Origin of the sequence: Paraglaciecola sp. MB-3u-78, assembly GCF_002835935.1 — a bacterium.
Taxonomy (GTDB): domain Bacteria; phylum Pseudomonadota; class Gammaproteobacteria; order Enterobacterales; family Alteromonadaceae; genus Paraglaciecola.
In genome coordinates this window covers 46435-69730 of the sequence record NZ_PJCF01000015.1, presented here as the reverse complement: position 1 = coordinate 69730, position 23296 = coordinate 46435, and the positions used below count along the sequence as shown (strand labels likewise).

The 23296-nt window shown below is 41.3% G+C and carries 24 protein-coding genes; 15 read left to right on the top strand and 9 right to left on the bottom strand.

The genetic code is table 11. The annotated features are described in order from the left end of the window. Positions 1–116: 116 nt before the first annotated feature. Entirely contained in the window at positions 117–890 is a 774-nt protein-coding gene (locus tag CXF95_RS25730; RefSeq protein ID WP_101201335.1) for an outer membrane protein assembly factor BamD, read from the top strand. A 58-nt stretch (positions 891–948) separates the two neighbouring features. On the opposite strand, the gene CXF95_RS25725 is transcribed toward CXF95_RS25730, so the two are convergent. The 3 genes from CXF95_RS25725 to CXF95_RS25715 are packed head-to-tail and all read right to left on the bottom strand — an operon-like array spanning position 949 to position 2866. Continuing rightward, positions 949–1620: a ChrR family anti-sigma-E factor gene (locus CXF95_RS25725; protein ID WP_101201334.1), complete on the bottom strand. Its 672-nt coding sequence runs from the start codon at positions 1618–1620 to the stop codon at positions 949–951. Continuing rightward, positions 1613–2227, bottom strand: a complete 615-nt coding sequence (locus tag CXF95_RS25720) for a sigma-70 family RNA polymerase sigma factor (RefSeq protein ID WP_101201333.1) — start codon at positions 2225–2227, stop codon at positions 1613–1615. The genes CXF95_RS25725 and CXF95_RS25720 overlap by 8 nt, the downstream gene beginning before the upstream one ends. A 60-nt stretch (positions 2228–2287) precedes the next feature. After that, positions 2288–2866: an LON peptidase substrate-binding domain-containing protein gene (locus tag CXF95_RS25715; RefSeq protein ID WP_101201332.1), complete on the bottom strand. Its 579-nt coding sequence runs from the start codon at positions 2864–2866 to the stop codon at positions 2288–2290. A gap of 199 nt (positions 2867–3065) precedes the next feature. On the opposite strand from CXF95_RS25715, the gene CXF95_RS25710 reads away from it, so the two are divergent. From CXF95_RS25710 to CXF95_RS25690, 5 genes are all read left to right on the top strand, one after another. Next, positions 3066–4331, top strand: a complete 1266-nt coding sequence (locus CXF95_RS25710; RefSeq protein ID WP_101201331.1) for an NAD(P)/FAD-dependent oxidoreductase — start codon at positions 3066–3068, stop codon at positions 4329–4331. Beyond that, positions 4331–5059, top strand: coding sequence for a DUF1365 domain-containing protein (locus CXF95_RS25705; RefSeq protein WP_101201330.1), 729 nt, complete (start codon positions 4331–4333; stop codon positions 5057–5059). Before CXF95_RS25710 ends, CXF95_RS25705 begins: the two co-directional genes overlap by 1 nt. A 2-nt stretch (positions 5060–5061) precedes the next feature. Further along, positions 5062–6315, top strand: a complete 1254-nt coding sequence (locus CXF95_RS25700; RefSeq protein WP_101201329.1) for a cyclopropane-fatty-acyl-phospholipid synthase family protein — start codon at positions 5062–5064, stop codon at positions 6313–6315. 92 nt (positions 6316–6407) lie between these two features. Beyond that, complete coding sequence (locus CXF95_RS25695; RefSeq protein ID WP_101201328.1) at positions 6408–6857, top strand: chalcone isomerase family protein; 450 nt, start codon at positions 6408–6410, stop codon at positions 6855–6857. After that, a complete protein-coding gene (locus CXF95_RS25690; protein ID WP_101201327.1) occupies positions 6854–7402 on the top strand; it encodes a DUF3833 domain-containing protein in 549 nt (182 codons plus the stop codon). The genes CXF95_RS25695 and CXF95_RS25690 overlap by 4 nt, the downstream gene beginning before the upstream one ends. A gap of 415 nt (positions 7403–7817) precedes the next feature. Here the strand turns inward: CXF95_RS25690 and CXF95_RS25685 are convergent, their stop codons facing one another. The 3 genes from CXF95_RS25685 to pomA form a co-directional block, all read right to left on the bottom strand. Beyond that, positions 7818–8993 (bottom strand): hydroxymethylglutaryl-CoA reductase, encoded by a 1176-nt coding sequence (locus tag CXF95_RS25685; RefSeq protein ID WP_101201326.1) that lies wholly within the window; start codon positions 8991–8993, stop codon positions 7818–7820. 378 nt (positions 8994–9371) lie between these two features. Beyond that, on the bottom strand, positions 9372–10295 hold the full coding sequence (locus tag CXF95_RS25680; protein ID WP_101201325.1) for a flagellar motor protein MotB: 924 nt from the start codon (positions 10293–10295) through the stop codon (positions 9372–9374). A 3-nt stretch (positions 10296–10298) separates the two neighbouring features. Continuing rightward, on the bottom strand, positions 10299–11063 hold the full coding sequence (gene pomA, locus CXF95_RS25675; protein WP_101201324.1) for a flagellar motor protein PomA: 765 nt from the start codon (positions 11061–11063) through the stop codon (positions 10299–10301). Positions 11064–11369: 306 nt separating this feature from the next. On the opposite strand from pomA, the gene xseB reads away from it, so the two are divergent. The 9 genes from xseB to CXF95_RS25630 all read left to right on the top strand — a co-directional run bounded on the left by xseB (position 11370) and on the right by CXF95_RS25630 (position 20892). Next, entirely contained in the window at positions 11370–11612 is a 243-nt protein-coding gene (gene xseB / locus CXF95_RS25670) for an exodeoxyribonuclease VII small subunit (protein ID WP_101201323.1), read from the top strand. Between the two features lie 4 nt (positions 11613–11616). Further along, the gene (ispA, locus tag CXF95_RS25665; protein ID WP_101201322.1) at positions 11617–12507 is read left to right on the top strand and encodes a (2E,6E)-farnesyl diphosphate synthase; all 891 of its coding nucleotides are present in this window, start codon (positions 11617–11619) and stop codon (positions 12505–12507) included. A 56-nt stretch (positions 12508–12563) separates the two neighbouring features. Then, on the top strand, positions 12564–14426 hold the full coding sequence (dxs, locus tag CXF95_RS25660) for a 1-deoxy-D-xylulose-5-phosphate synthase (protein WP_101201321.1): 1863 nt from the start codon (positions 12564–12566) through the stop codon (positions 14424–14426). A gap of 426 nt (positions 14427–14852) precedes the next feature. Continuing rightward, positions 14853–15638: a hypothetical protein gene (locus CXF95_RS25655; RefSeq protein WP_101201320.1), complete on the top strand. Its 786-nt coding sequence runs from the start codon at positions 14853–14855 to the stop codon at positions 15636–15638. Between the two features lie 432 nt (positions 15639–16070). Continuing rightward, positions 16071–16373: a hypothetical protein gene (locus CXF95_RS25650; RefSeq protein WP_101197783.1), complete on the top strand. Its 303-nt coding sequence runs from the start codon at positions 16071–16073 to the stop codon at positions 16371–16373. Then, a complete protein-coding gene (gene tnpB, locus CXF95_RS25645) occupies positions 16370–16735 on the top strand; it encodes an IS66 family insertion sequence element accessory protein TnpB (RefSeq protein WP_101197784.1) in 366 nt (121 codons plus the stop codon). Before CXF95_RS25650 ends, tnpB (CXF95_RS25645) begins: the two co-directional genes overlap by 4 nt. Positions 16736–16770: 35 nt before the next feature. Then, on the top strand, positions 16771–18387 hold the full coding sequence (locus tag CXF95_RS25640; RefSeq protein WP_101197785.1) for an IS66 family transposase: 1617 nt from the start codon (positions 16771–16773) through the stop codon (positions 18385–18387). A gap of 688 nt (positions 18388–19075) precedes the next feature. Continuing rightward, entirely contained in the window at positions 19076–20044 is a 969-nt protein-coding gene (locus tag CXF95_RS25635) for a transposase (RefSeq protein ID WP_101201319.1), read from the top strand. Between the two features lie 341 nt (positions 20045–20385). Further along, positions 20386–20892, top strand: a complete 507-nt coding sequence (locus CXF95_RS25630) for a hypothetical protein (protein ID WP_157828244.1) — start codon at positions 20386–20388, stop codon at positions 20890–20892. 36 nt (positions 20893–20928) lie between these two features. Here the strand turns inward: CXF95_RS25630 and CXF95_RS25625 are convergent, their stop codons facing one another. Genes CXF95_RS25625 through CXF95_RS30945 form a run of 3 tightly spaced genes read right to left on the bottom strand, consistent with a single transcriptional unit; the run spans position 20929 to position 23242 of the window. Beyond that, positions 20929–22521, bottom strand: a complete 1593-nt coding sequence (locus CXF95_RS25625) for an IS66 family transposase (protein WP_198556450.1) — start codon at positions 22519–22521, stop codon at positions 20929–20931. Between the two features lie 35 nt (positions 22522–22556). Then, positions 22557–22922, bottom strand: coding sequence for an IS66 family insertion sequence element accessory protein TnpB (gene tnpB, locus CXF95_RS25620; protein WP_101197177.1), 366 nt, complete (start codon positions 22920–22922; stop codon positions 22557–22559). Next, positions 22919–23242 carry a hypothetical protein gene (locus CXF95_RS30945; RefSeq protein ID WP_232787551.1) on the bottom strand — a complete coding sequence of 108 codons (324 nt, stop codon included), beginning with the start codon at positions 23240–23242 and terminating at the stop codon, positions 22919–22921. The genes tnpB (CXF95_RS25620) and CXF95_RS30945 overlap by 4 nt, the downstream gene beginning before the upstream one ends. Positions 23243–23296 lie beyond the last annotated feature (54 nt).

The window sequence follows — 23296 nt, the reverse complement described above, 5'->3', positions numbered from 1 at the left end:
GCTGGGGTAGAATGCGCTGCAGTTATCGATTTGGTAAAACACTATTCTAACGGATTTTTACCCCTAATGAAGCATACATCACCAATCGAAATAGAAATGAGAGTAAATAAGAGAATATGATCAGTAAAATCAACCTAAGAAAAATTATACTAACCAGTGTTTTAGTTGTTGTGGCTGGATGTTCATCAGCCCCAGAAGACGAAGATGTCGACTTAGTCCTTCGCAGTAGAAGTGCCCAAAGTCTGTATGAAGACGCTAAAGAAAAAATGCGCCTTGGCAACTTTAACGCGGCAACTGAAACGCTAAGTGCGTTGGATTCTCGTTTTCCCTTTGGACCTTTGTCACATCAAGTTCAGTTAGATCTTGTTTATGGCTATTACAAAACGGGTAAAACGGATGAAGCATTAGCGACCATTGACCGATTCACTCGACTCAATCCTAACCACTCAGATGTTGATTACGCTATTTATATGCGTGGTCTAACAAATATGGAAGTAGATAGTAATATCTTCCAAGAGTTAGTAGGCATTGACAGATCTGACCGAGACCCGAGTAACTCTCGTCAAGCATTCAATGATTTTAGGCGTTTGATTGAGAAGTATCCTAATAGTAAGTACGCGGCAGATGCACAAAAACGTATGTTGCATATCAAAAGTCGTTTAGCGAAATACGAAATAATCATAGCCCGTTATTATATGCGTCGAGATGCTTACGTAGCAGCAGCTAACCGTGGAAGATATGTCATCGAACATTATCCTGATACTAGCCATGTACAGGAAGCGCTTGAAATTATGGTCGAGTGTTATGATCAACTTCAACTCGACGAGTTAAAAAATAATGCTATGAAAACCCTTAAACTGAATTATCCAGATAGTAGTTTTATTAGTTAATTATATGAAGACATAAAAAAACGCGCATTAAGCGCGTTTTTTTATGTCTTGAATAATTTTATTTGAAAAATAAATGACTAAAGGGATTTAACAACCGAGCAATACCTGCGGTAAAATGTAAGGGTTGGTCAACTATAGTGAACACTAAACACCCATCGTCTGCTTCAGAATGAGGAAGATGATTGTGTGTGTTGTTCATAATAGTAAAATCACCGCAGTCGTACTTTGCAATACCATCGCCATATTGACCATCGACTACTAAAGTCATTTCAGTACCTTTGTGGGTATGTTCAGGTACGCGCCCCCCTTTCTCCATATACATAAAATTAGCTTTACCAATATCACCTAAATCAACCGGTGCTTGCCATAATTTACCCACTAAACGAGACCAGTTACCTGTGTTTTTGACATGACGTCTTAACGTTCTAGGTAATTCAAAAAACTTACCATCTAATTCAATCGAAGTATTGATGACCTCAGGTGCTGTCGTGTTAGAAACGGGTAAGTCAGTAATTTTAGACAGCATCGCATAATATTGACTATCTAGTGGTGGGGTTGATGACCGCTGAGTGAATAATTCATCAGCCATTTCAGCTTGAATTTCAATACAATCTTGCTGACATTGTGGGCACATATCAACATGTGCAGAAATCATTAATGCCATAGCGGGTTCACAGTTACCTGCCGAAAACGCTTGTAAGTCTGGAAAATTAGGGTGAAAACTAATCATTGTCTTTTAACATCTCTTTTAAACGTTGTAATGCGAGTCTGGTTCTTGATTTTACCGTCCCTAGTGGAATGTCTAGTTCGTTAGCCACTTCTTGTTGTGATTTACCATCGATATAAATTGCTTCAACCACTAATTTTTGTTTTTCTGGTAAAGATTCAAACAAAACCCCAATTTCATCCATAGTGACTTGATGATCCAAAGAAACCTCATTGGCATCAGGGGTTTGCTCACACAAAATTGGCCATAAATCGTCTGAACATACATCTTCTTTACGATTTCTTTGCTTTCTGAGCATATCGAAACGGATATTTCTAGCAATAGTAAAAATCCAAGTTGATGGCGAACCTTTTTCTGAATTAAATAAATGTGATTTTTGCCACACGTTAGACATAGTGTCTTGCACCAGCTCCATTGCTAACGCCTCATTACCCATTTGTTTCAGAGCATACGAGCGCAATCTAGGAGCGAAGTAACTAAATATCTTAGAAAAAGAACGCTTGCACCGATCTCTTGCAATGATACTTAGGTATTCAGACATTTCTTCAGCACATTCTATTGGCTTTACGGAATTAATTTGTTTTGTTTCCAGAGATATTCCAACTAACATGTATTTATACCATCAATTAATCGACACTACTAAATAATACTGGTTGGTTTGTTGAAAGGATCACTCTACTAATTCGGTTAAAAAACTGAGGGCTTGTAAATAGTCTTTTTGTTGAATTAATTGCTGTTTTTTTTCGGCATCCACCGGCAATATTTCTAACCAGCGATAAATTACCCATACTGGATCATTATAATTTGGGGTCTGATACAAGGTCTGTAATTCTGGATACTTGTCAAAAATTTCCATTAATCTCTCATCTATTGGTGCAATAGAATGTTCCGCAGACTGCTCTGTCCATTCATCTAACCACTGACATTCACCTAACCTCAAGCCGTCACTTTCAGTTTTCATAGATTGAATATTAAAGCATCTATGGCCTTCAACCGTTACTCCTAAGAAACCATTGTCCAACAAATCAAAGTCGATAACTTTTGCGAAAGTACCTATAGAGTATATATGCTCATTTTTATGTTTGTCTCCTTGTGCATTTACCATGCAAATACCAAAACCGGTATCTGCCCGACATGCTTCTTTAATCATGCGAACATATCGAGGTTCAAATATTCTCAATGACATCCTTCCACCTGGCAGCAAATGCGCCGATAACGGAAATAAAGGGATCTCGAAAGATGAGTTCATATAAAAAGGTTCTTTGTGTAATCAATGTCTGTCGATACGCCATGTTCTCAAATTTAGATCGAAATTAAAATATCAAAATCACCTATTAAGTGATCTCCAGATGCTGTAATTAGGTACCTTATATGAATATAAAATATGTCGACAGGGTACATTTTAGTTAATACCATTAGTCAGACACAAAATAAATTACAGGACAACAATGAGTAAAAAGATTGCAATAATAGGAACAGGAATTTCAGGGCTAACCTGTGGGCACTTACTCCACCAAAAGCATGACATTACTCTTTTTGAGACAAACGACTATATCGGCGGACATACCGCAACGAAGGATGTTGAAGTGAGCGGCAGACATTATGCAATAGACACAGGTTTTATTGTTTTTAATGATTGGACCTACCCAAACTTCATCAAATTAATGGATAAGATTGGGGTCCAATCTCAAGCCACCGAAATGAGTTTTAGCGTTAAAAATCTCGCACAAAACCTCGAATACAATGGTAATACACTCAACAGCTTATTCGCCCAAAGACGAAATATATTTCGTCCTAAATTTTGGAGAATAGTAAGAGACATTCTCAAGTTTAATAAAATATGTAAAAAGGGAGCTGCAGAAAAGACTGATTACGGTCATGAGACACTGCACGAGTTTCTGCTACAACACCAATTCAGTGACGACTTTACCTACAACTACATACTGCCTATGTGTGCTGCAATTTGGTCGACTAGTTTAGAAGATATCAAAGCTTTTCCGTTTACATTTTTTCTGAGATTTTTCAATAATCATGGATTGCTCAATGTTACAGACAGGCCACAGTGGCGATCCATTATTGGGGGTTCTAGAGAATACATCAAACCACTTATTGCAGGTTTCGAGGAAAACATAAGACTTAACAGCCCAGTAAAATCAGTAACAAACAGTGATAATCAACAATTAGTCCGCTTACAGGATGATTCTGAGCATCTGTTCGATGAGGTGATTTTTGCTTGCCATAGTGATCAAGCCCTGTCCATGCTGACTGCACCGAGTTTAAACCAAACAGAAATTTTAGGGGATATACCATACGCCACGAACGAAATCGTTCTGCATACAGATAATAGTGTTCTACCAGTCAGGAAACTTGCTTGGGCAAGCTGGAACTACCTTATAAAAGGTTATGATGGTGAATCTCAGGCACCAGCCGTTTTGACCTACAACATGAATATTCTCCAAAACATACAATCGGACACTACCTTTTGTGTCACCTTGAACAACAGTAAAGATATTGATCAACAAAAAGTATTAGGTACCTACCAATACGCTCATCCTCAATTTAATAACCAGTCTATTGCCGCTCAAAAAAGGTGGTCAGAAATATCTGGAAAAAATGGTCTACATTTCTGTGGTGCATACTGGTACAACGGATTTCACGAAGATGGTGTGCACAGTGCTTTGGATGTATGTCAGTCATTTGGTGAACATCTTTAATGCATAGTGCTATATACAAAGGAAGCGTATTTCACAGCCGTTTTTCACCAAAAAAACACGCCTTTACTTATCAGATATTTTTACTCTGGCTAAACCTTGATGAAATTGATTTGCTTGAGGCTAAAGTTAAAGGATTTTCAGCTAAATCATGGGCTCCCTTAAGGTTTAAACGCAGCGACTATTTAGGTGATGTGGATAAACCACTGAAACTATCTGTAATAGAAAAAATGTCAGAACTGGCACAACAACCACTAACGGGTACAGTTTATTTACTTGGACAAACACGCACCTTTGGTTTGTATTTTAGTCCAGTCAATTTTTATTACTTGCAGCAAGAAGATGGCACATTTAGTCATTTATTAGCCGAGGTGAGCAATACACCTTGGAACGAGAGACATTGTTATTTAGTTGATTTAGCAAATCAAGAGGACTGTGACAAAGTCTTTCATGTATCACCGTTTAACCCAATGGATATGCAATATAAATGGAAAATTTCACAACCAGCACAATCGCTAAAATTAACTTTGGCTTGCCACAAAGAAGTCAAACATTTTGTCGCTAGTCTTAATTTGTCAAGAATAGAACTGAACTCAAAGAGCCTTTTTAACGTACTACTAAGTATTCCTAGCATGACATTAAAAACCGTCATTGGAATTTATTGGCAAGCACTTAAATTATTTATGAAAGGTGTGCCTTTGTATTCTCACTCAGAAAAAGGTAAAAAATAATTATGCCAAACGGAGAACATGTATTAGTAGGGTCTTCAAGCTCATCCTGGCAACACAAGTTGTGCAGAACAATTATGTTGAAAGTTTTTGCCAGTCTGCCGCAAGGACAGATGGTGATAAAAGAAAAAGGCGTGTTAGTGGATACTTTTGGTCAAAGGGATTCTGACTTACACGCAGAAATTGATTTTCAATGTTTAAGTGTTTACCAAAGCTTATTGTTCGGTGGCAGCGTAGCGTCAGGGGAAACATTTTCTGAAGGCTTGTGGACGACCCCCAATTTAACCAATGTTATTCGTATATTTGCCCGCAATTTGCCTCTTCTCGATAGCTGGGAGGCAAAAATGGAATGGTTGGCTTTCCCTATTCGCAAAATAAGCCACTTTGCTAACAAAAACTCTGCAGCAGGTTCAAAGAAAAACATTGCTGCCCATTATGATTTAGGCAACAAACTTTATACTCGTTTTCTTGATGACAGCATGATGTATTCTGCGGCTATTTACTCATCAGAAAATAGCACTCTGGCACAAGCGCAGATTACAAAACTACAAGCAATATGTGACAAGTTACAATTAGTTCCTGAAGACCACTTAGTTGAAATAGGAACTGGTTGGGGAGGACTGGCAGTATTTGCAGCCAAAAACTATGGCTGTAAGGTCACTACCACCACCATTTCAGAAGAACAACATCAATACACTCAAGATTTAATCAACAAGGAAGGTCTAGAAGACAAAATCACCCTCTTGAAAAAAGACTATAGATTACTCGAAGGCAAGTATGACAAGTTAGTCTCTATTGAAATGATTGAAGCGGTAGGTAAAGAATACTTACCGACATTCTTTAAAAAATGCTCAAGCCTATTAAAAGATGAAGGGTTGATGGTGTTGCAATCTATCACTATCAGCGACCATCGCTTTGACAGCTATAGCAAAAGTGTCGATTTTATTCAAAAGCATATTTTTCCCGGTGGTTTCTTGCCTTCACAGTTGTTAATTAATCAACACTTGAGAAAACATACAGACTTAATGATACGTGATCTGCACGATATAGGCCTGGATTACGCCCGTACCCTGAAAGACTGGCATCACAAACTACTCGAGAACAAAGTCCCCTTGGCTGAAGATGGTTACGATGATCGATTTATGAATATGTGGCGTTATTACTTTAGCTACTGCGAAGGTGGATTTTTAGAGCGTACCATCAGCACTGTACAATTGGTGATAAGCAAACCCGCATTCTCTAATAGTATTAGTCGTTAAAGAATGGCATTTCTATGAAATATCAACCGTCTAAAAGTAATTCTTTTTGGCTTTTAGCCTTTTTATGCAGCCTCGTTTTTTCAGGAGTGAGTATGGCCGATCCAGTATCTGAGTTAAAAAAAGTGGGGGAAGCTAAACTCAAAGTGCTGTTTTGGGATGTCTATAACTCAACCTTATATAGCCAGACAGGCGAGTACCAGGCAGAGGCTTTTCCACAAGCGCTTAAAATAAATTACTTAAGAGATATTGATGCTGAAGATTTAATTGAAAAAACTAAAGAAGAATGGAAAAAATTAGGTATCGAACAAGACACATTCAGTCAGTGGATCACCATGCTAACCGAAATATTTCCGAATATAAAAAAAGGCGACACACTGTTACTAAACGTCACTGAAAATCAACAAAGCGAATTTTTCTTTAATGGCAAAACAATAGGCACGATTACTGACCAAACCTTTGGAAAAAGTTTCTTACGTATCTGGCTAGACGAAAATTGTAGCTACCCCAAAGTACGCAACCAACTAATTGGACTAAACAAATGATGCGTTTCAAATTTCTCCTGCTAGTCTTGGTCATCCCTTTTGTTTTGTCATGTAGTAGCTCTCTAGATGATTACGACAACACCTCTCCTGAATTTAATTTAGCGACCTATTTTGATGGCGAAGTTACCGCTTGGGGCATTGTACAAGATTATTCGAACAAACTGACTAGGCGCTTTTGTGTCGACATAGTAGGCACTTGGCAAGGCAATAAAGGTCAATTACATGAGACTTTTTACTATAACGACGGCGAACAACAAATCCGTATCTGGGAATTACAAATCGCCGACGATGGAAGTGTCTCCGGTGGTGCAGCAGATGTCATTGGTGAGGCTAGCGGCGGATCACAAGGTACTGCATTTAACTGGCAGTATACTTTACGTGTGCCAGTGAATGACACAGAGTATGACCTATTCGTAGATGATTGGATGTTTATGATGGACAACAATCGGGTGATGAATCGATCTTATATGAAAAAATTAGGAGTCACGGTAGCTGAAATATCTATCTTTTTTGATAAAACTGAGCCCGTTAGGAAGTGTAGTTAGTTAATTGTTCCTTCCTTACCCGACATAAACGCTTTGAACTAGTCAATTCACACCCTTGATGATCTTCACCCGAACTCGACTTCTGGATAAAGGCTGCCTTATTTTTTCTTCCAGCGTATGTCGAACTGTTAAAGTGGTGCAAGCTGTGCTTCGAAATAATCCAGTTTCGCCTTGATACATTTGGCTATTAATCGAATGATGAGCATTGTCCTCAAAGGGCTTTTTTATGAAATACCTCCTTATATTTTACCCTAAGAGCCATCTTTCAGATGTTCAAGATGATTCCCATATATTTTGTACTTATTTTTGGTTGCTGAATACAAAAATTCAGCAACGGGCAGTCACGCTTTAGGCTGAGTGAAAAAAGCAATGAAAGCAGTGCCAGTCAGGACATGAAAAACACAACTAAATCAAATCAATCCCGATTCCTTCCCAACTTATCATGACTACTCACCCAATGCCCTCCAATTACAGCACAGGCTAAAGAAATGTCTCCAGCCAGAACTGTGGCTGCAACAATTTCTGCTAGCTTGTTTGCTTTTCCCGTACCATAACAACCGAGTATTCCTAAACACTCTTTTTGTGTAGGCAGGCCAGTACCTCCTCCGTAGGTAGCCACAATTAAGGAGGGTAGAGTGACCGACAGATAAAAGTCGCCATTATCTAGCAATTCATGGGAAAGCATACCCGCATGGGACTCAACTACATTCGCTTCATCTTGCCCTGTGGCAATAAACATAGACGCGATACCATTCGCTGAATGGGGGCCATTGTAGGCAGCACCTGCCATCATGGCCCCAGTATTGGCCAATACTGTCGCTCGGGCCAACATTTTAGTATCCACCTTCATGATTTTTTTAAGTATGTCTTTTTTTATTACCACCTCTGCAATAACCCGCTTACCTCGAGAGTGCAGCATGTTCAAATGAGAGTGTTTTTTGTCTGTGTCCATGTTCCCAGATAATAAGTATTCACACTTACCTGGGTATTTTTGGACTATCCATTCGCAGGCAGCCAACGTCGCTTTGCCCACCATATTTTGCCCCGCAGCATCACCCGTTGTGTAGTTGAATCGAAGATAACGTGTTTTCGACACTGACCATTGCATAATATGGTCAAGTTTACCGATCCGCGTTGTGGTTTCAGATTGTTGCTTAATTTCGAGAAAGTGTTCATCGATCCATTGACCAAAATCCCGCGCTTCTCTGGCACTGGTAAAAATAAAGGCCGGTGAGCGCTGCATAAATTGTTCGACCACAGTTGTATGTACACCGCCACATTCATTGAGCAAGCGCATACCACGACTGTAGCTTGCCACTAAAGTGCCTTCAGTAGTGGCCAAAGGAACATGAAAATAACCTTGTGCATGCTCACCGTGAACCAGCATTGGGCCTGCAATACCCACAGGCATTTGTACAACACCAATAAAGTTTTCAATGTTACCCGGTAATTCACTTGGCTCTATGGAGAAATGTCCGGTGTGAGGTAAATCGACACCAGTTTGTTCCGTCAAATATTCACGACGTTTCTGTGCCCACTCATGGCTATGATCATTAAGTGTATTTCGTGGGATCCTATGTTTTCTGGCCATAATACTTGATCCTTCATTAAATGATGTGTGTCCTATGCCAAGACTATGCAAACAGTTTGCCAGTAAATTTTAGCTAAGAATAATGACCAAATAATGAATGTCTCGAAAAAATCCATGTTTTTCTTTTGAGAATGCTCGAAAGTAGTGCATTACATTATTCGATATAGTGCAGCAGTACATTTGAAAGGACATAATGAAGGTAAGCAGAAAAGAGGCTATTAAGTTGAATGCACTGACGAAACTTAAGAAAAAGCGTTGTCGCCAGAAGTAAGTCGTGAACAAAGCATTCAGTGTGAAAAATGTCAGGCACCCCCGCCATATAGATAGTAAAGCAGCGTAAGCTTTTCAGACTAAAAAATCAATTTTCGCCTCTGCAGGTTATTCCAAAACAGATATTGGATCCGAGATTTTAGGCTTACCCTGATTAATGGATATCTCAACACGACGATTTCGACTGCGATTCTGCGCTTCATCACCTTCGTCTAAGGGTGCAGTGTCGGCTTTACCCACAACTGACATGCGACTTTCATCAAAGCCAACGGCGCGTATTAACTCTTCAGCCACAGCCACAGCACGTTGCGATGACAAATCCCAATTAGAACGATAAAGCTCATTGGAAATTTGCTGACTATCACTATGCCCAGATACTTCAATATCTCCCGGAATATCGGCTAACAAACTGCCAATTTTTCGCAAAATCGGTACAAACTGTGGTTGTAAAAACGCAGAGCCTGCAGAAAATGAACCATTCTCACGAATGCGGATAGTAATTTGCTGGCCTAATAATTCCATTTCTATCGCCCCATCAACAATTTGCTTTTCTAATTGTTGGGCAACTTTGCGCATGCGTTCGGCCACTTCATCTTCACTCGCTTTTTGACTGGTGCTTTGTGACTGTTGTTCAGAGGCAGTTTGTTGTGCTGCGCCACCTCGTTGTTCACCCTGTTGTTTTTGACGACCACCTGCAGAGTCTTCATTACCCGCTTGAAATTCGAGCATCTCTTGAGTCATATCGGTAGTTTGTTGCTGAATGGTATCTATAGGGGTGGGATCTGGACGACCTGGACGAAACTCCATGGCAATCACACTGGTACCTTTTGGAATATCTTTTACTTCAATTTTATTTTGAACACCAAATGCGAACTTCATCGAACCTGCGATTTGTTTAAACTTAAGTACATCCATCTCAGAGAAAGATAACAACAGCACAAAGAAACACATTAATAACGACATTAAATCAGCAAAGGTCCCCATCCAAGCAGGAAGCCCTTCGGGGGGACATTTAGGGCATTCATTTTCCATCAGTTATTCTGCATCTTCTGCGGAGCCACGTTTGCTAGCAGCTAAATAATTTTTAAGGATCCCTTCAATAACTCGTGGATTTTGTCCATCGGCAATGCCAATGATCCCGTCTAACACCAGACTTTGGTTCAGTTTTTCTTCATCTGCTCGGTTACCCAATTTTACTGAAATAGGTAAACAAACTAAGTTAGCTAACATAGCACCGTAAAGGGTCGTTAAAAGCGCTACCGCCATTGCTGGCCCAATTGACTTAGGATCATCCATATTTGACAACATCGCGACCAAACCAACCAGCGTTCCTATCATTCCCATGGCTGGCGCAACATCACCTAAACCTTTAAAAATAGTTTTACCAAATTCATGTCGTTCTGAGGTCATAGAAATATCTTTACCTAAGGTCGCTCTAACGACCTCGACATCGTGACCATCCACCAACATATCAACGCCCTTCTGCATAAAGGGATTGGCTATCTCCGCTTCTTCTAAAGCTAAAAAACCACCTTTACGTGCAGCATCTGCCATTTCAACAATTTTTTCTATTTGTGATTCAGGGGTATCGATTTTGAACATAAACGCTTTACCCGCTATTTTTCCGGCACCAAAAAACTGCCCCAGAGTATATTGAGATAAAACCACAAATAAACTCCCACAAAATACAATCAATATTGAAGGTACGTTGACAAACATTGCGAGATCACCACCTTGGATCATCGCCATCAAAACAAAACCAATAGCGCCAAGAATACCGATTATGGTTGCTAAATCCACATTGTGCTCCCAATAGAAATAAAGGTATAAATATTAAACAACAAAGGCCAACAGCTCAGGTTATCTTCAAACTTACCTATCCATAATAAACTAAAAACACTAAACAAATTCATGTGTTTATCACCCAATATTATCGACAATCTAAAATAATTCTGTAGTAACCATTAAGGTTATTAATTTCAGGGCACACTTTTTCAAGTAACAGGCGTACTTATGGGGCTTTTAACGTGTATTTGAAAAGTATTTGACCCCATTTTTTTGCTCAGGTAAGGTGCGTGCCAATTCAGGAATCGGTTTAAAAATATTATGACGGCTCGAAAAAAAGCAGAATCACTTACCTTTGAACAATCTATGCAGGAACTAGAAACACTAGTGACCAAAATGGAGCAAGGCGATTTGCCTTTGGAAGACGCATTACAAAGTTTTGAGCGTGGTATTGTGCTAGCAAGACACAGCCAACAAAAATTGAAAGATGCAGAACAAAAAGTACAGGTTCTCACCACTCAAAATGGTCAGCAAACCTTAGACGTATTTGAACCTGATAAGTAACCAAATGAATTTATCCAGCTTGCAACAAGCTAGTAGCGACAGGGTTAATTCAACCCTAATTCAAACCATCAAAGCATTGCCTGGACATTCAGAAAGGCTCAAGCATGCCATGGAATACGCATTGCTGATAGGTGGCAAGAGAATGCGCCCGTTTTTAGTCTATGCCACCGGTAAAATGCTGTCTGTCCAGGAAAAAGATCTCGATGGTCCTGCCGCTGCAATAGAAGCCATTCATGCCTATTCACTTATCCACGATGACTTACCTGCCATGGATAATGATGACCTAAGACGGGGACATCCAACTTGTCATATTCAATTTGATGAAGCCACAGCTATTTTAGCAGGTGACGCCCTACAATCACTGGCATTTGAAATATTGTGTGATTACCCGCTTTCAAGTGAACTGACAAATAAACGCATTGAATTAGTCAAAATTGTCAGTCAAGCGGCTGGTTATAATGGCATGTGTGGTGGTCAAGCGATGGACTTGGAAGCGACTGATCAATCTATCACTCAACAGAGATTAGAAGACCTACATAGCAAAAAAACCGGTGCGCTACTGAGTGCTTGTGTTGAAATGGTCATAGCATTAGCTGCTGATATTACCCCAACAAGTCAGCAATATTTAATGAATTTTGCCAAAATTATAGGGTTAGCCTTTCAAGTTCAGGACGATATTTTAGATGTAATCAGTGACTCAGCAGTGCTTGGCAAGCCACAAGGTTCTGACCAGGCACAGAACAAAAGCACCTACCCAGCTATGTTAGGATTAGAGCAAGCACAAACTTATCTCGATGATCTACATCAACAAGCGCTTCAAGCTTTGCACGCTTTGCCTTACAATACCCATATGTTGGTATCTTTTACTAACTTTGTTATCCATCGTGCTTACTAAATGAAATGGTAAGTGTGCTTGAATAAAATGAAATTTAAATAGTTGATACCCATTTAATGACCCTAGATATTGCTCACTACCCTATCCTCGCTCAAGCTGACACACCAGAACAGTTAAGAGAATTATCACAAGATAAACTGCAACAGCTAAGTGTTGAATTACGTCAATATTTATTGACTAGCGTGAGCCAAAGCAGTGGACATTTTGCATCGGGATTAGGCACGGTGGAGCTGACAGTTGCTTTGCATTATGTGTACAACACCCCTTTTGACCGCCTGTTATGGGATGTGGGCCATCAAGCCTATGCCCACAAAATCTTGACCGGGCGCCGTGAGCGCATGCCAACCATACGTAAGAAAGGTGGCTTACATCCTTTCCCATGGCCACCAGAAAGTGAGTATGACACCTTTGCTGTAGGCCATTCTTCTACCTCAATCAGCGCTGCATTGGGCATGGCCGTTGCTGCAGAAAAAGAAGCCTTAGGCCGTAAAGTTGTGGCGGTAATTGGTGATGGTGCGATGACCGCAGGCATGGCCTTTGAAGCGCTGAACCATGGCGGTGATATCAGCAAAGACTTGTTAGTGGTGTTAAATGACAATGAAATGTCCATATCCGAAAATGTCGGCGCGCTAAATAGTCACTTAGCCAGATTACTAACGGGTAACTTTTTTAATTCTATCCGTGATGGTGGTAAAAAATTACTCAGCAATGTCCCGCCTATAAAGGAATTTGCCAGCCGTGCTGAAGAACATATCAAAGGCATGGTGGTTCCCGGTACTATTTTTGAAGAATTGGGCTTTAAATATATAGGGCCAATAGACGGCCATGATGTGAATGGCGTAGTAGATACGCTACGTAATATGCGCAACATCAAAGGTCCTCAAATACTCCATGTTGTGACCAAAAAAGGCAAAGGGTACGAGTCAGCCGAACAAGACCCCATTAAGTTTCATGCCGTACCTAAGTTCAATCCAAAAGATCAAGCACTCCCTAAAGCAGCGCCCAGCAACCCAACTTTTTCAGCCATATTTGGTGATTGGTTATGTGATATGGCCGCACAAGATCCTAAATTAATGGCCGTCACACCCGCTATGCGTGAGGGTTCTGGTATGGTCAAATTTTCCCAGCAATATCCATCACAATATTTTGATGTGGCGATTGCTGAACAACACGCAGTCACCTTTGCTGCTGGTCTAGCCAAAGAAGGGCTGAATGCGGTAGTGGCTATTTATTCCACATTCTTGCAACGTGCCTATGACCAGCTTATTCATGATGTGGCAATCCAAAACCTACCGGTTTTATTTGCCATAGACCGTGCTGGGCTAGTAGGAGCTGATGGCCCTACTCACCAAGGTGCTTTTGATATTCCATTTTTGCGCTGTATCCCCAATATGGTGATCATGGTACCGGCCGATGAAAACGAATGTCGTCAGATGTTGTATACTGGCCATAAACTGCAAAAACCAGCAGCCGTAAGATACCCACGGGGTTCTTCAACAGGCGTATCACCTGAAAAAGAAATGATAGCCTTAGAATTAGGTAAAAGTCGCACCATAAGAACCGGTGAAAAAGTCGCTATTCTTAACTTTGGTATTTTATTGCCCTACGCCCAAGAAGCGGCAGAAAAAATCAATGCAACCATCATTGATATGCGTTTTGTTAAACCCTTAGATACCGAAATAATTAACCAACTCGCAGCAACCCACGATTTGTTTGTAAGCATTGAAGATGGCGCTATCATAGGCGGCGCAGGCAGTGCAGTCGCTGAATACTTAATGTCTTCTAAACACACCAGTAAGTTGTTGCAACTAGGCCTACCTGACGAATTTATCATGCAAGGTACACAACAAGAAATGTATGTTGAACTAGGTTTAGATGCAGCGGGAATATTGGGTAGAATCGAAGGTTTTTATAAATAAAAAGGCAGTGGATAGCGGGTAGCCAAAAGTAAAAGATAAAAGCTACTTACCACAGAGAGCACCGAGGAAAAGCGTACAAAAAATTTCATGGGCACACCTATCGTAATTTCCAATGGAATAAATTAATGGCGTAACCATTTAGCTTTGTTAGTCGACAACCCCGATTATGAAGTTACTTAAAGCAAATTAATTTCTTTATCTTATTGTTTTAATAGAAGTAATTACAAATAGAGGAAATATAATATCCTGTGTTTATCCAGTGTCGTGATGGCTCCAAGTTAAGCCAATAAATTTACCTCTTTGCAAATCATTAACTATATGAAAAGATAAATAAAATTAAGAGTCAGAACAATTATTCCGATTATTCCAAAAGCAGATTTAACATTTGGTCTAGTAAATATACTGTTAGGTGAAAGGTAGAATATCGTGCAAGAGAAAGTACTTTCATGGATAAATAAAACTGGCTTTCCGCTCGAAATGGAGACAGCTAAAGCTTTTCGTAGTGCAGGTTTTGACGTGCGCCAATCAGCCACTCATCTTGACCCAGAAGAACAAAAAGGGCGTGAAATTGATGTGTTAGCTCAAGACCCTGATTGGTTAGGAGTAGTTGATATCTATTTCGTAGTCGAATGTAAATCATCCGATAAGCCATGGGTTGTGCTTATGGCAAATGATACGCTTTCAAATTTTAATAGAATTCATTCTTTTGCTGTTTCCTCTGAAGATGCAAAGTCAGAGATTTTTTCAAAATGGCGAAATAATGAAGTTTTTAAAGGTCTATTAAACAAGCCCGGAAGATGTGGTTATAGTTTTCGCCAAGCTCTAGGCGGAAAAACGGATCGCGCCTATTCAGCAGCTATCTCAGTATTAAAGGCATGTGCGGGTTTGACACGTGAAAGGACAGCTTCACAATTGAAAAGATTTGCGTTTGCATTGCCTGTAATTGTAGTGGACACCCCTATTTTTGAATGTACTTTAAATTCTGATGGTGAAATAGATCTAGTGGAGGTTCAAGAGAGTGACTTTCTGTTCTCTGCACATATGCCATCTGAAGTAGCTTGTTGTATCAAGGTAATTAGAAAGGAGAAGCTCCAAGAGTACACTTTAGGGGCGAAAGAAATTGCGGATTCCCTTAGGCTGGTTATGAAGGAGTCGGAATCTGTTGCTATAGAGTCACTTAGCTCACCTAATCGGGTAGCCGGAGGTCTCTAACCTCAGCCCACAACACCCTGCATGTAGATCCGCACAGGGACAATCCAACCTTCACGTAATGAATAAAGCCCTTCGGATTTTAAATAATCAAGCTATAGGAACACTCTAATGGGACACCCAACGTAATTTCCTGATGCATAAATTAATGGCGTAGCCATTTACCTTATTAGTCGGCAACGCCAATGCTTTTGACTTACCCTAGACTCAAATCTCGCCAACTATTACTTCAATTTAGTAGTGAACTCTATTGGGACTGAACTCTATTGGGACAGGCACAATTAAAAAACTATTTTCCCTATTAACTCCAATATCGCAAGTCGCCGCCATAGTTACCGCATTTAATGTTTCGTAAGCGCCAAATAAACCCACGGTCTTATTTTACCATTACCGCTGGTGCATAATTTCGTCACTGAAATCAAGTGAGGAAATGACATGTCAAAACAACCCATCATCTTTTGGCAGCAACACGTAAGCCAATGGAAGGATTCAGCATTAACACAAACGCAGTATTGTAAAAAGCATCAACTAAACCCGCAGCGACTAAGTCACCATAAGCGTAGATTAGAAACGCAAGAAACAGCACCGGTCAAAACGGGTTTCATTGCATTGCCTATTCCAGAGTATTTACCCAAGCCAGAATTATTAACGCTGCACTTCGCCAATGGCCTGTCGTTATCGGGTATTGCGCCCAATAATATCGATGTGGTGAAACAGCTAACGGCGGCATTGTCATGACAAGTGCGATGCGCCCGTGCATGTCGCTTACGCATATTTATCTATATCCGCAGGCAATTGACTTCCGTAAGTCATTTCGAGGCATTAGCGCCATTGTCGAATGTGAGTTGGGTCACAACCCTTTTTCGGGTCACTTGTATGTGTTCACCAATAAACGGCGCACTAAAATCAAATGTCTGTTCTGGGAAAACAATGGTTTCGTGCTGTATTACAAAAGCCTAGAGGAAGATAGATTCATTTGGCCGAGGTGTGAAAAGGAGGTGATAACACTCAACGGCCAGCAAATAAACTGGCTACTTGATGGTCTTGATATTAGTGCCATGAAGGGCCATAAAAAGTTGCATTTCGACAGTGTTTTTTAGGGCTTTTTAGCCTCAAGTTTAGTATAATATCGGGCATGAAATTACCGCCCAACACCCATAAAAACAAGGCTTTTAGCGACACCGATACCATGTCAAGGTTGCAAGCTATGCTGTCTGAAAAAGACGGGGTGATTGGGGAAAAAGAAACACTGATTGCAGAGCAAAGTGACATCATCGAAAAGAAGTCTGATGTCATCGATTCACTTAAAAAGCGCGTTGAGTTACTCGAAGAGTATTTACGCTTATCTAATAGCAAACGCTTTGGCAGCAGCTCTGAACAAACCCCGCCAGAGCAAGGTAACTTGTTCAACGAAGCCGAAGCGACCAGTGAGCCAGAACAAACTGAGCCTGAGTTACCGACCACAAGCGAGCCTAAAGCCAAAACCGGTCGCAAACCCTTTGCTAAAAACCTACCACGCACCCAAGTGTTTGCGTATTTGTCAGATACTGAAAAAGAAGGCGCAATCAATACCTTCTTTGTGAAAGTCAGAGAAGAGCTAGATATTATCCCTGCCAAAGTACAGGTACTAGAGTACATGCAGGAAAAGGCGGTGTTTAAAGACGAACAAGGCACAACCACCATGAAAGCGGCTGAGGTCATTAAACACCCTGTACCCAAAGCCATGGGCAGTATCAACTTAATGACCTACATCATTATTGCTAAATACGCCGATGGCATGCCGCTTTATCGATTAGAGGGGATTATCGAACGATACGGGGGCAGCATATCAAGAACAACACTCGCCAACTATGTCATTGCGCTAGGCAAACAAATCCAACCCTTAATTAACTTATTAAGGGAGACTCAGCATGCCGGCTCACTCATTATGGCGGATGAAACCCGCATTCAGGTATTAAAAGAGCCAGGGCTTGCGCCCACGGGCGATAAATTTATGTGGGTGACACTCGGCGGTAAAGCCGACCAACAAAGCGTGCTGTTTGACTATGACCCATCGCGTGCTCGCCATGTGCCTATGCGCTTGCTACATGGATTTACTCATGGCTACCTGCAAACCGACGGTTATGCAGGTTACAACGAAGTGTGCCGCAAAAACCAGCTCATTCAATTAGGCTGTATGGATCACGCTCGCCGCAAATTCATCGAGGCACAGCAATCACAACCTAAAGGGAAAAAAATAAAAGCCAGCAAAGCCGACATGGCCTTGAGCCTGATTAACAAGCTCTATGGGATTGAGCGCACCATCAAACATGCTAGCAATGAGAAAAGACTGGCCGTTCGCCAAGCTAAGAGCATGCCGATATTAAACACACTGCAGGCATGGCTCACGGCAAACAAACCGCGCGTGGCCACCGACAGTTTAACTGGCAAGGCCATGACCTACTTGCATAATCAGTGGGATAAACTCACTGTGTATTGCACAGATGGGCAGCTTCGCATCAGTAACATTATGGCTGAAAACGCCATTCGCCCTTTTGCCGTTGGGAGGCGTGCATGGTTATTCGCCGACACACCTGCTGGCGCAAACGCCAGTGCCGCACATTACAGCTTGATTGAAACCGCTCGGTTACATGGCATTGAGCCATACGCATATCTCAATACTATATTCAAAGCGATACCCTATGCGGAAACGGTGGAAGATTTTGAAGCGTTATTGCCGTGGAACTATAAGCGCAGTATTACGACTGTTTGATACGTGGGTTGATTAGCCGCTTACAATGTTTCTGCACAAAAAGGCTTGTTTTAGGGGCAAATGGCAAGCGGACGCCGCGCGGGATGCCATTTGAGCGAAAGTTGAATGGACACATTTGTAGCGACCCTAAAATAAGCCTTTTTGTGCGGTTAAAAACTTTAGTAGCGTGCGGCATTTTCTGGTTACTCTTTTACTGTTGAAAAAGTTGAAGCCCTTGATAGTTTTATTCAAGGTAACCAAACCGCAGTTTTTACCGTTTTAGGTGATAAAAAGGAGCGATATCAATTCATTCAAAGTAAACTAATCAAGTTTTGCTACATCACATTATCTACCTCCAGTTAAAGCTATTATGTCTTAACTAGGGTGGTCGTATATATTAGACCACGTCGTATTAGGTTGACCACGTCACATATGCAAAATACAAGACCTTGTATCTTAAACCCGTGCAAAACATAAGCTATGTTTTACACTATCCAAGGTGATTGGATAGAGGGGTAGAGACACTGCAATTGCTCTTAGTGCTTACCATTCTGTGGGTCAGATTAGTGCCTACCCCTCACCATTAACGTCTTAAAATGCGAACAGTATCTTGTGCACAGTCTGAAGCTGTAGCAAGTATAGCGACAAGAATGCAGTTGACGTTAACTATCAAATCGAAATCAGTGTATCTCAACGTAAGGACTTCTTCATGATATTTGTGGGTATTGATATTTCTAAATTAAGTTTTGATGTGGCCGTGTTAATTGATGGCAAGTACCAGAGTCGTCAATTTGAGAACAAGCAGTCAGGTTTTTTAAAACTCTCACAATGGATAAAGTCATTTAAAAAAACCGCCTATTTCTGTTTAGAAGCAACGGGGATTTATGGTTTGGCATTAGCTAAGCATTTATATCAAACCAACCAAAAGGTTATCGTTGCCAATCCACTCCAAACCCATGCGTTTGCTAAGATGGAAATGGCGAGAAATAAGACAGATAAAGCCGATGCGATGAGCATTGCTCGTTATTGTCAGTACTTATTTAATAGAGGAGGGATTGTCAAGAGCCTTTTCATACCAAGGTCTGCAGCATTTGAACGGGTACAGTTTCTTGTCACACGCCTAGATCAGTTAAGTAAGATGAAAAGCCAGGAGAACAATCGTTCGGGTGTCAGTTTAGATAAGGCCGCAGCACGCTCCATTGGGTCCATGCTGACTTTTATTGATAAACAAATAGTAGTCATTAAAAAAGAAATAACCATGATTATTAAGCAGGATGAGCAGCTAACAGTTCAGCTTAAGTTACTCGTTAGTATTAATGGTATTGGGGACAAAACAGCGTGGGCATTGCTAGCGTACATAGGTGATATTTCTTTATTTGAAAACTCAAAACAGATAAGTAGTTATGCCGGGCTCAACCCAAGCATTGATCAATCTGGGACCAGTCTTAACCGTTCCAGCTTGTCAAAGACGGGCAGTACTAGATTACGAAAATCATTGTATATGCCAGCCATGGTTGCCGTCAGATATAACCCATTAATGCTCGCTTTTTATAATAAACTTTTAACCAAAGGTAAGCCTAAAAAAGTAGCTTTAATCGCGGTGATGCGAAAATTACTGGTACTGGCTTTCGGCGTATTGAAATCAGGAAAGCCGTTTGATGTAAATTATCAACATTAATCAGATTTGGGCTTGATCCTCAAGACAGTATCTTGGATTGCATCGAACTATTTTAGTCACCCGGCACATCAAATAAAATCAACGCTTAAAACGTTTCGATAAAATAAATTTGATGTTTCCGCAAAGTATAAGTACAGTCGTGCGGATAGGATTCACCCAAATAAAATGGAATTAACATGTCCTTTCAACCTAAATCCCTTTCATCTTTCATCTTTCATCTTTCATCTTTCATCTTTCATCTTTCATCTTTCATCTTTCTTAGCGTTCAACTTTTAAAAAACACATATTTGAATAATATTCGTCGAATTTACAAGAACATTATACTGATTTTGTTGACTTGTATGTCTTGTATTCAATATTCTCACTCAGTCTACATGGATGATGATCCTAATAATCCTAGTAGTTATTTAACCTTGGATTCCGAATTGATTTCTGCTCAGTCAAGTTATGCGAATGCTGTTTTAGATATTAGTTCACCTGAAGGTGATAGATATGTGCCTAGTACAGGCCAAATCAGTTTAAATAATACCGATGTAAGTATCCCTGGCAACTTTAATATACCTGTCCAATTCTCACGATGGGTACCAGACGGTGATTATCATGCCCAAGCACTAGGTGATTGGGATATAAATATTCCTTTCATCCAAGGTAAGTTTATGTCTGTTAGAGGCAGTATTTCTGAATCACCGAAAATACAATGGGGTATTCATGATTGGCATGGTGGCTTCAATTGTTCAGGCAGCGCAGAGACGGTAGTTGATGACAGAGAAGACCTCGTTTATTCAAGTACCTATTGGACTGGAAAATTACGTAAGCGCTTAATAAACCGACGTACTTTCCAAGTATAAATATCCTTGTCATAATCTAACAGTTCACAGTAAGCGCTATTGAACGTGCGGGGGTAGCCAACTGGGTTTTGAATTTTTGAAATTCCATGGCAGGAGGTCTTCGATCTTTTCAACCGTGTCAGCATAGGGTAACGCCTTGAACACGGCATTGAGATAAGCGTAAGGTTCAAGCTCATGAATTTTGGCTGACTCAATCAGGCTATAATGGATTGCACTGGCATTAGCGCCTGCTGGGGTATCGGCAAATAACCAGGCGCGCCTACCAACAGCAAAGGGACGAATGGCATTTTCAGCCAGAATATTGCTGAGCCTCAGCCGACCATCCGTACTGTAAACCATTAGCTTTTCCCACTGATTATGTAAATAGGTCATCGCCTTGCCCGTCAATCCTCCTTTGTCGACTCTGGGGCGATTGAGCTCCAGCCATGTTTTCAGCTCGCTGAGTATGGGCACACTTCTTTGTTGCCTGGCCTGATAAATTTCATCCGCGCTTAGCAATTTGATTTGACGCTCTACCACGTACAACTTATTGATAAGGCTCAGTGCCATATCCGCTTTGGTTACCTTGCCTTTCATTGCCCTGGGTTGCCCATCTTTGGCTTCACGGAATTTTCGTCGTGCATGATCCCAGCAACCCACCGAGATTAACTGATTTTGTCTGCATACCTCGTTATAACTGGCACAGCCATCGGTTTGCAGGTAGCCATGGGTAAACCCATCAAGCAGGCGCAAGGGTACCTCCCTGCCACGGGAGGGATCGTATTCAAACAAGACACTTCGTTGCTGCGGTAACCCGCCCAGGGTTACCCACATCCATTTATGTGAAGTGGGCGAACGATCTGGCTCTTTCAATACTTGAATGCGGGTTTCATCCGCACAAATCAGTGGGCCCGAATGTTGATGCTCCCTGAGTAGGTTAATTAAAGGTTGGGCTTGTTTCGACAGGGCAATCACCCAGTTGGCCAGTGTGGCCCTTGATATTTCACCGCCATAACGTTTGATGATGTTTTCAAGTCGATAAAGCGGCATGCCATCGGCGTATTTTGAAATAATGATATAGGTCATCAGGTTGACGCTCCCCATGGCCTTGGGGACAGGATGTTTGATAAGCTGGGCGGCTTTCACCGTGCGGCCATCATCTTGTGTTTTGAAGGTCGCTTTTTCCTGCATGTATTCCAATACACGTACCTGAGCGGGAATGATATCCAGCTCTTCCCTGACTTTGACAAAGAAGGTGTCAATGGCACCCACTTTTTCTTCATCACTCAAATAAGCGAACACCTGAAGGCGGGGCAATTTGTCGGACAGTGGCTTGCGACCGGTTTTGGCCTTTGGCTCGTTGCCTGTAGGTAAAGGTGAGTCGACAGGCTCAGGCTCAGCCACCGCTTCTACTTCATTAAACAGGTGACCTTGCTGTGGTGGTGTTTGCTCAGAGCTGGCGCCAAAACGTTTTGAGTTGGCCAACCGCAAGTACTCTTCAAGCATCGCTATTCGTTTCTTTTGCTCGGCAATGACATCCGTTTTCTGTTCGATGACATCGTCTTTTTCAGACAGCAATGCGGTCATCTGGCTCATCGCATCCAGATGTAATTTTGCTTTATTTTCAGTGTCTTGCGGCGCTAATTTCATGCCGTAAAGTATACCAAATTAGCGCATTGATTACCTTAAAAAACGGCCTCATAATGCAACTTTTTATGACCTTTCATGGCACTGATATCATAGCCATCAAGCAGCCAATTAATTTGCTGCCCGGTCAGTGTTATCACCTTATCATCACGCTTTGGCCACTTGAACTTTTCCTCTGACAGGCTTTTGTAATACAACACAAAACCATTATCTTCCCAGAACAGACACTTGATTTTATTACGCCGTTTATTGGTGAATGCATAAAGGTGACCGGCAAAGGGGTCGTGCCCCAACTCACATTCAATGATGGCAGATAATCCCAAGTGTGCCTTGCGAAAATCAATCGGCTGTTGGTAAAGAAAAACCTGAGTGAGCTCCACACCTGGACGCATCACTTTGCTCACGACAACAACTCGGCTAATTGTTTAACCACTGACACGTTACTTGCCGTGATACCTATCAGACGAACACCATTGGTAAAGTGCAATGAGAGTGGATCATGATGTTGCGGCTCAGGTAATCGCTGCACACTGACAAAACCGGAGGGTTTGTGGTTAATGGGTACCAGTGCGGTTGAGTATTTGCGTTTGTGGTAGCTGAAGTTGTGTGGACACAGGTCGTGATCTCGACAATAGGCAGCTTGGGTTAAACCTGAGTCACGCCACTGAGTCACATGCTCACGCCACAGCGGAGCTTCCTGCTTTAAATTTGATGTTGCGGTCACTTTGTTTTCCTCATACGTTTGTAATGAGGAAATTATGCAGCAGATTGCCCGTCG

Bases quoted from the DNA above. Each gene is read 5' to 3' on its own strand.
- CXF95_RS25705 (WP_101201330.1), top strand. From the start codon at position 4,331: ATGCATAGTGCTATATACAAAGGAAGCGTATTTCACAGCCGTTTTTCA.
- dxs (WP_101201321.1), top strand. From the start codon at position 12,564: ATGACCCTAGATATTGCTCACTACCCTATCCTCGCTCAAGCTGACACA.
- CXF95_RS25625 (WP_198556450.1), bottom strand. From the start codon at position 22,521: ATGAAATTAGCGCCGCAAGACACTGAAAATAAAGCAAAATTACATCTG.
- CXF95_RS25635 (WP_101201319.1), top strand. From the start codon at position 19,076: ATGATATTTGTGGGTATTGATATTTCTAAATTAAGTTTTGATGTGGCC.
- CXF95_RS25695 (WP_101201328.1), top strand. From the start codon at position 6,408: ATGGCCGATCCAGTATCTGAGTTAAAAAAAGTGGGGGAAGCTAAACTC.
- CXF95_RS25640 (WP_101197785.1), top strand. From the start codon at position 16,771: ATGAAATTACCGCCCAACACCCATAAAAACAAGGCTTTTAGCGACACC.
- CXF95_RS25725 (WP_101201334.1), bottom strand. From the start codon at position 1,620: ATGATTAGTTTTCACCCTAATTTTCCAGACTTACAAGCGTTTTCGGCA.
- CXF95_RS25700 (WP_101201329.1), top strand. From the start codon at position 5,062: ATGCCAAACGGAGAACATGTATTAGTAGGGTCTTCAAGCTCATCCTGG.
- CXF95_RS25710 (WP_101201331.1), top strand. From the start codon at position 3,066: ATGAGTAAAAAGATTGCAATAATAGGAACAGGAATTTCAGGGCTAACC.
- tnpB (WP_101197784.1), top strand. From the start codon at position 16,370: ATGACAAGTGCGATGCGCCCGTGCATGTCGCTTACGCATATTTATCTA.
- ispA (WP_101201322.1), top strand. From the start codon at position 11,617: ATGAATTTATCCAGCTTGCAACAAGCTAGTAGCGACAGGGTTAATTCA.
- CXF95_RS25690 (WP_101201327.1), top strand. From the start codon at position 6,854: ATGATGCGTTTCAAATTTCTCCTGCTAGTCTTGGTCATCCCTTTTGTT.
- CXF95_RS25680 (WP_101201325.1), bottom strand. From the start codon at position 10,295: ATGGAAAATGAATGCCCTAAATGTCCCCCCGAAGGGCTTCCTGCTTGG.
- CXF95_RS25650 (WP_101197783.1), top strand. From the start codon at position 16,071: ATGTCAAAACAACCCATCATCTTTTGGCAGCAACACGTAAGCCAATGG.
- xseB (WP_101201323.1), top strand. From the start codon at position 11,370: ATGACGGCTCGAAAAAAAGCAGAATCACTTACCTTTGAACAATCTATG.
- CXF95_RS25630 (WP_157828244.1), top strand. From the start codon at position 20,386: ATGTCTTGTATTCAATATTCTCACTCAGTCTACATGGATGATGATCCT.
- CXF95_RS25685 (WP_101201326.1), bottom strand. From the start codon at position 8,993: ATGGCCAGAAAACATAGGATCCCACGAAATACACTTAATGATCATAGC.
- CXF95_RS25720 (WP_101201333.1), bottom strand. From the start codon at position 2,227: ATGTTAGTTGGAATATCTCTGGAAACAAAACAAATTAATTCCGTAAAG.
- CXF95_RS25715 (WP_101201332.1), bottom strand. From the start codon at position 2,866: ATGAACTCATCTTTCGAGATCCCTTTATTTCCGTTATCGGCGCATTTG.
- CXF95_RS25730 (WP_101201335.1), top strand. From the start codon at position 117: ATGATCAGTAAAATCAACCTAAGAAAAATTATACTAACCAGTGTTTTA.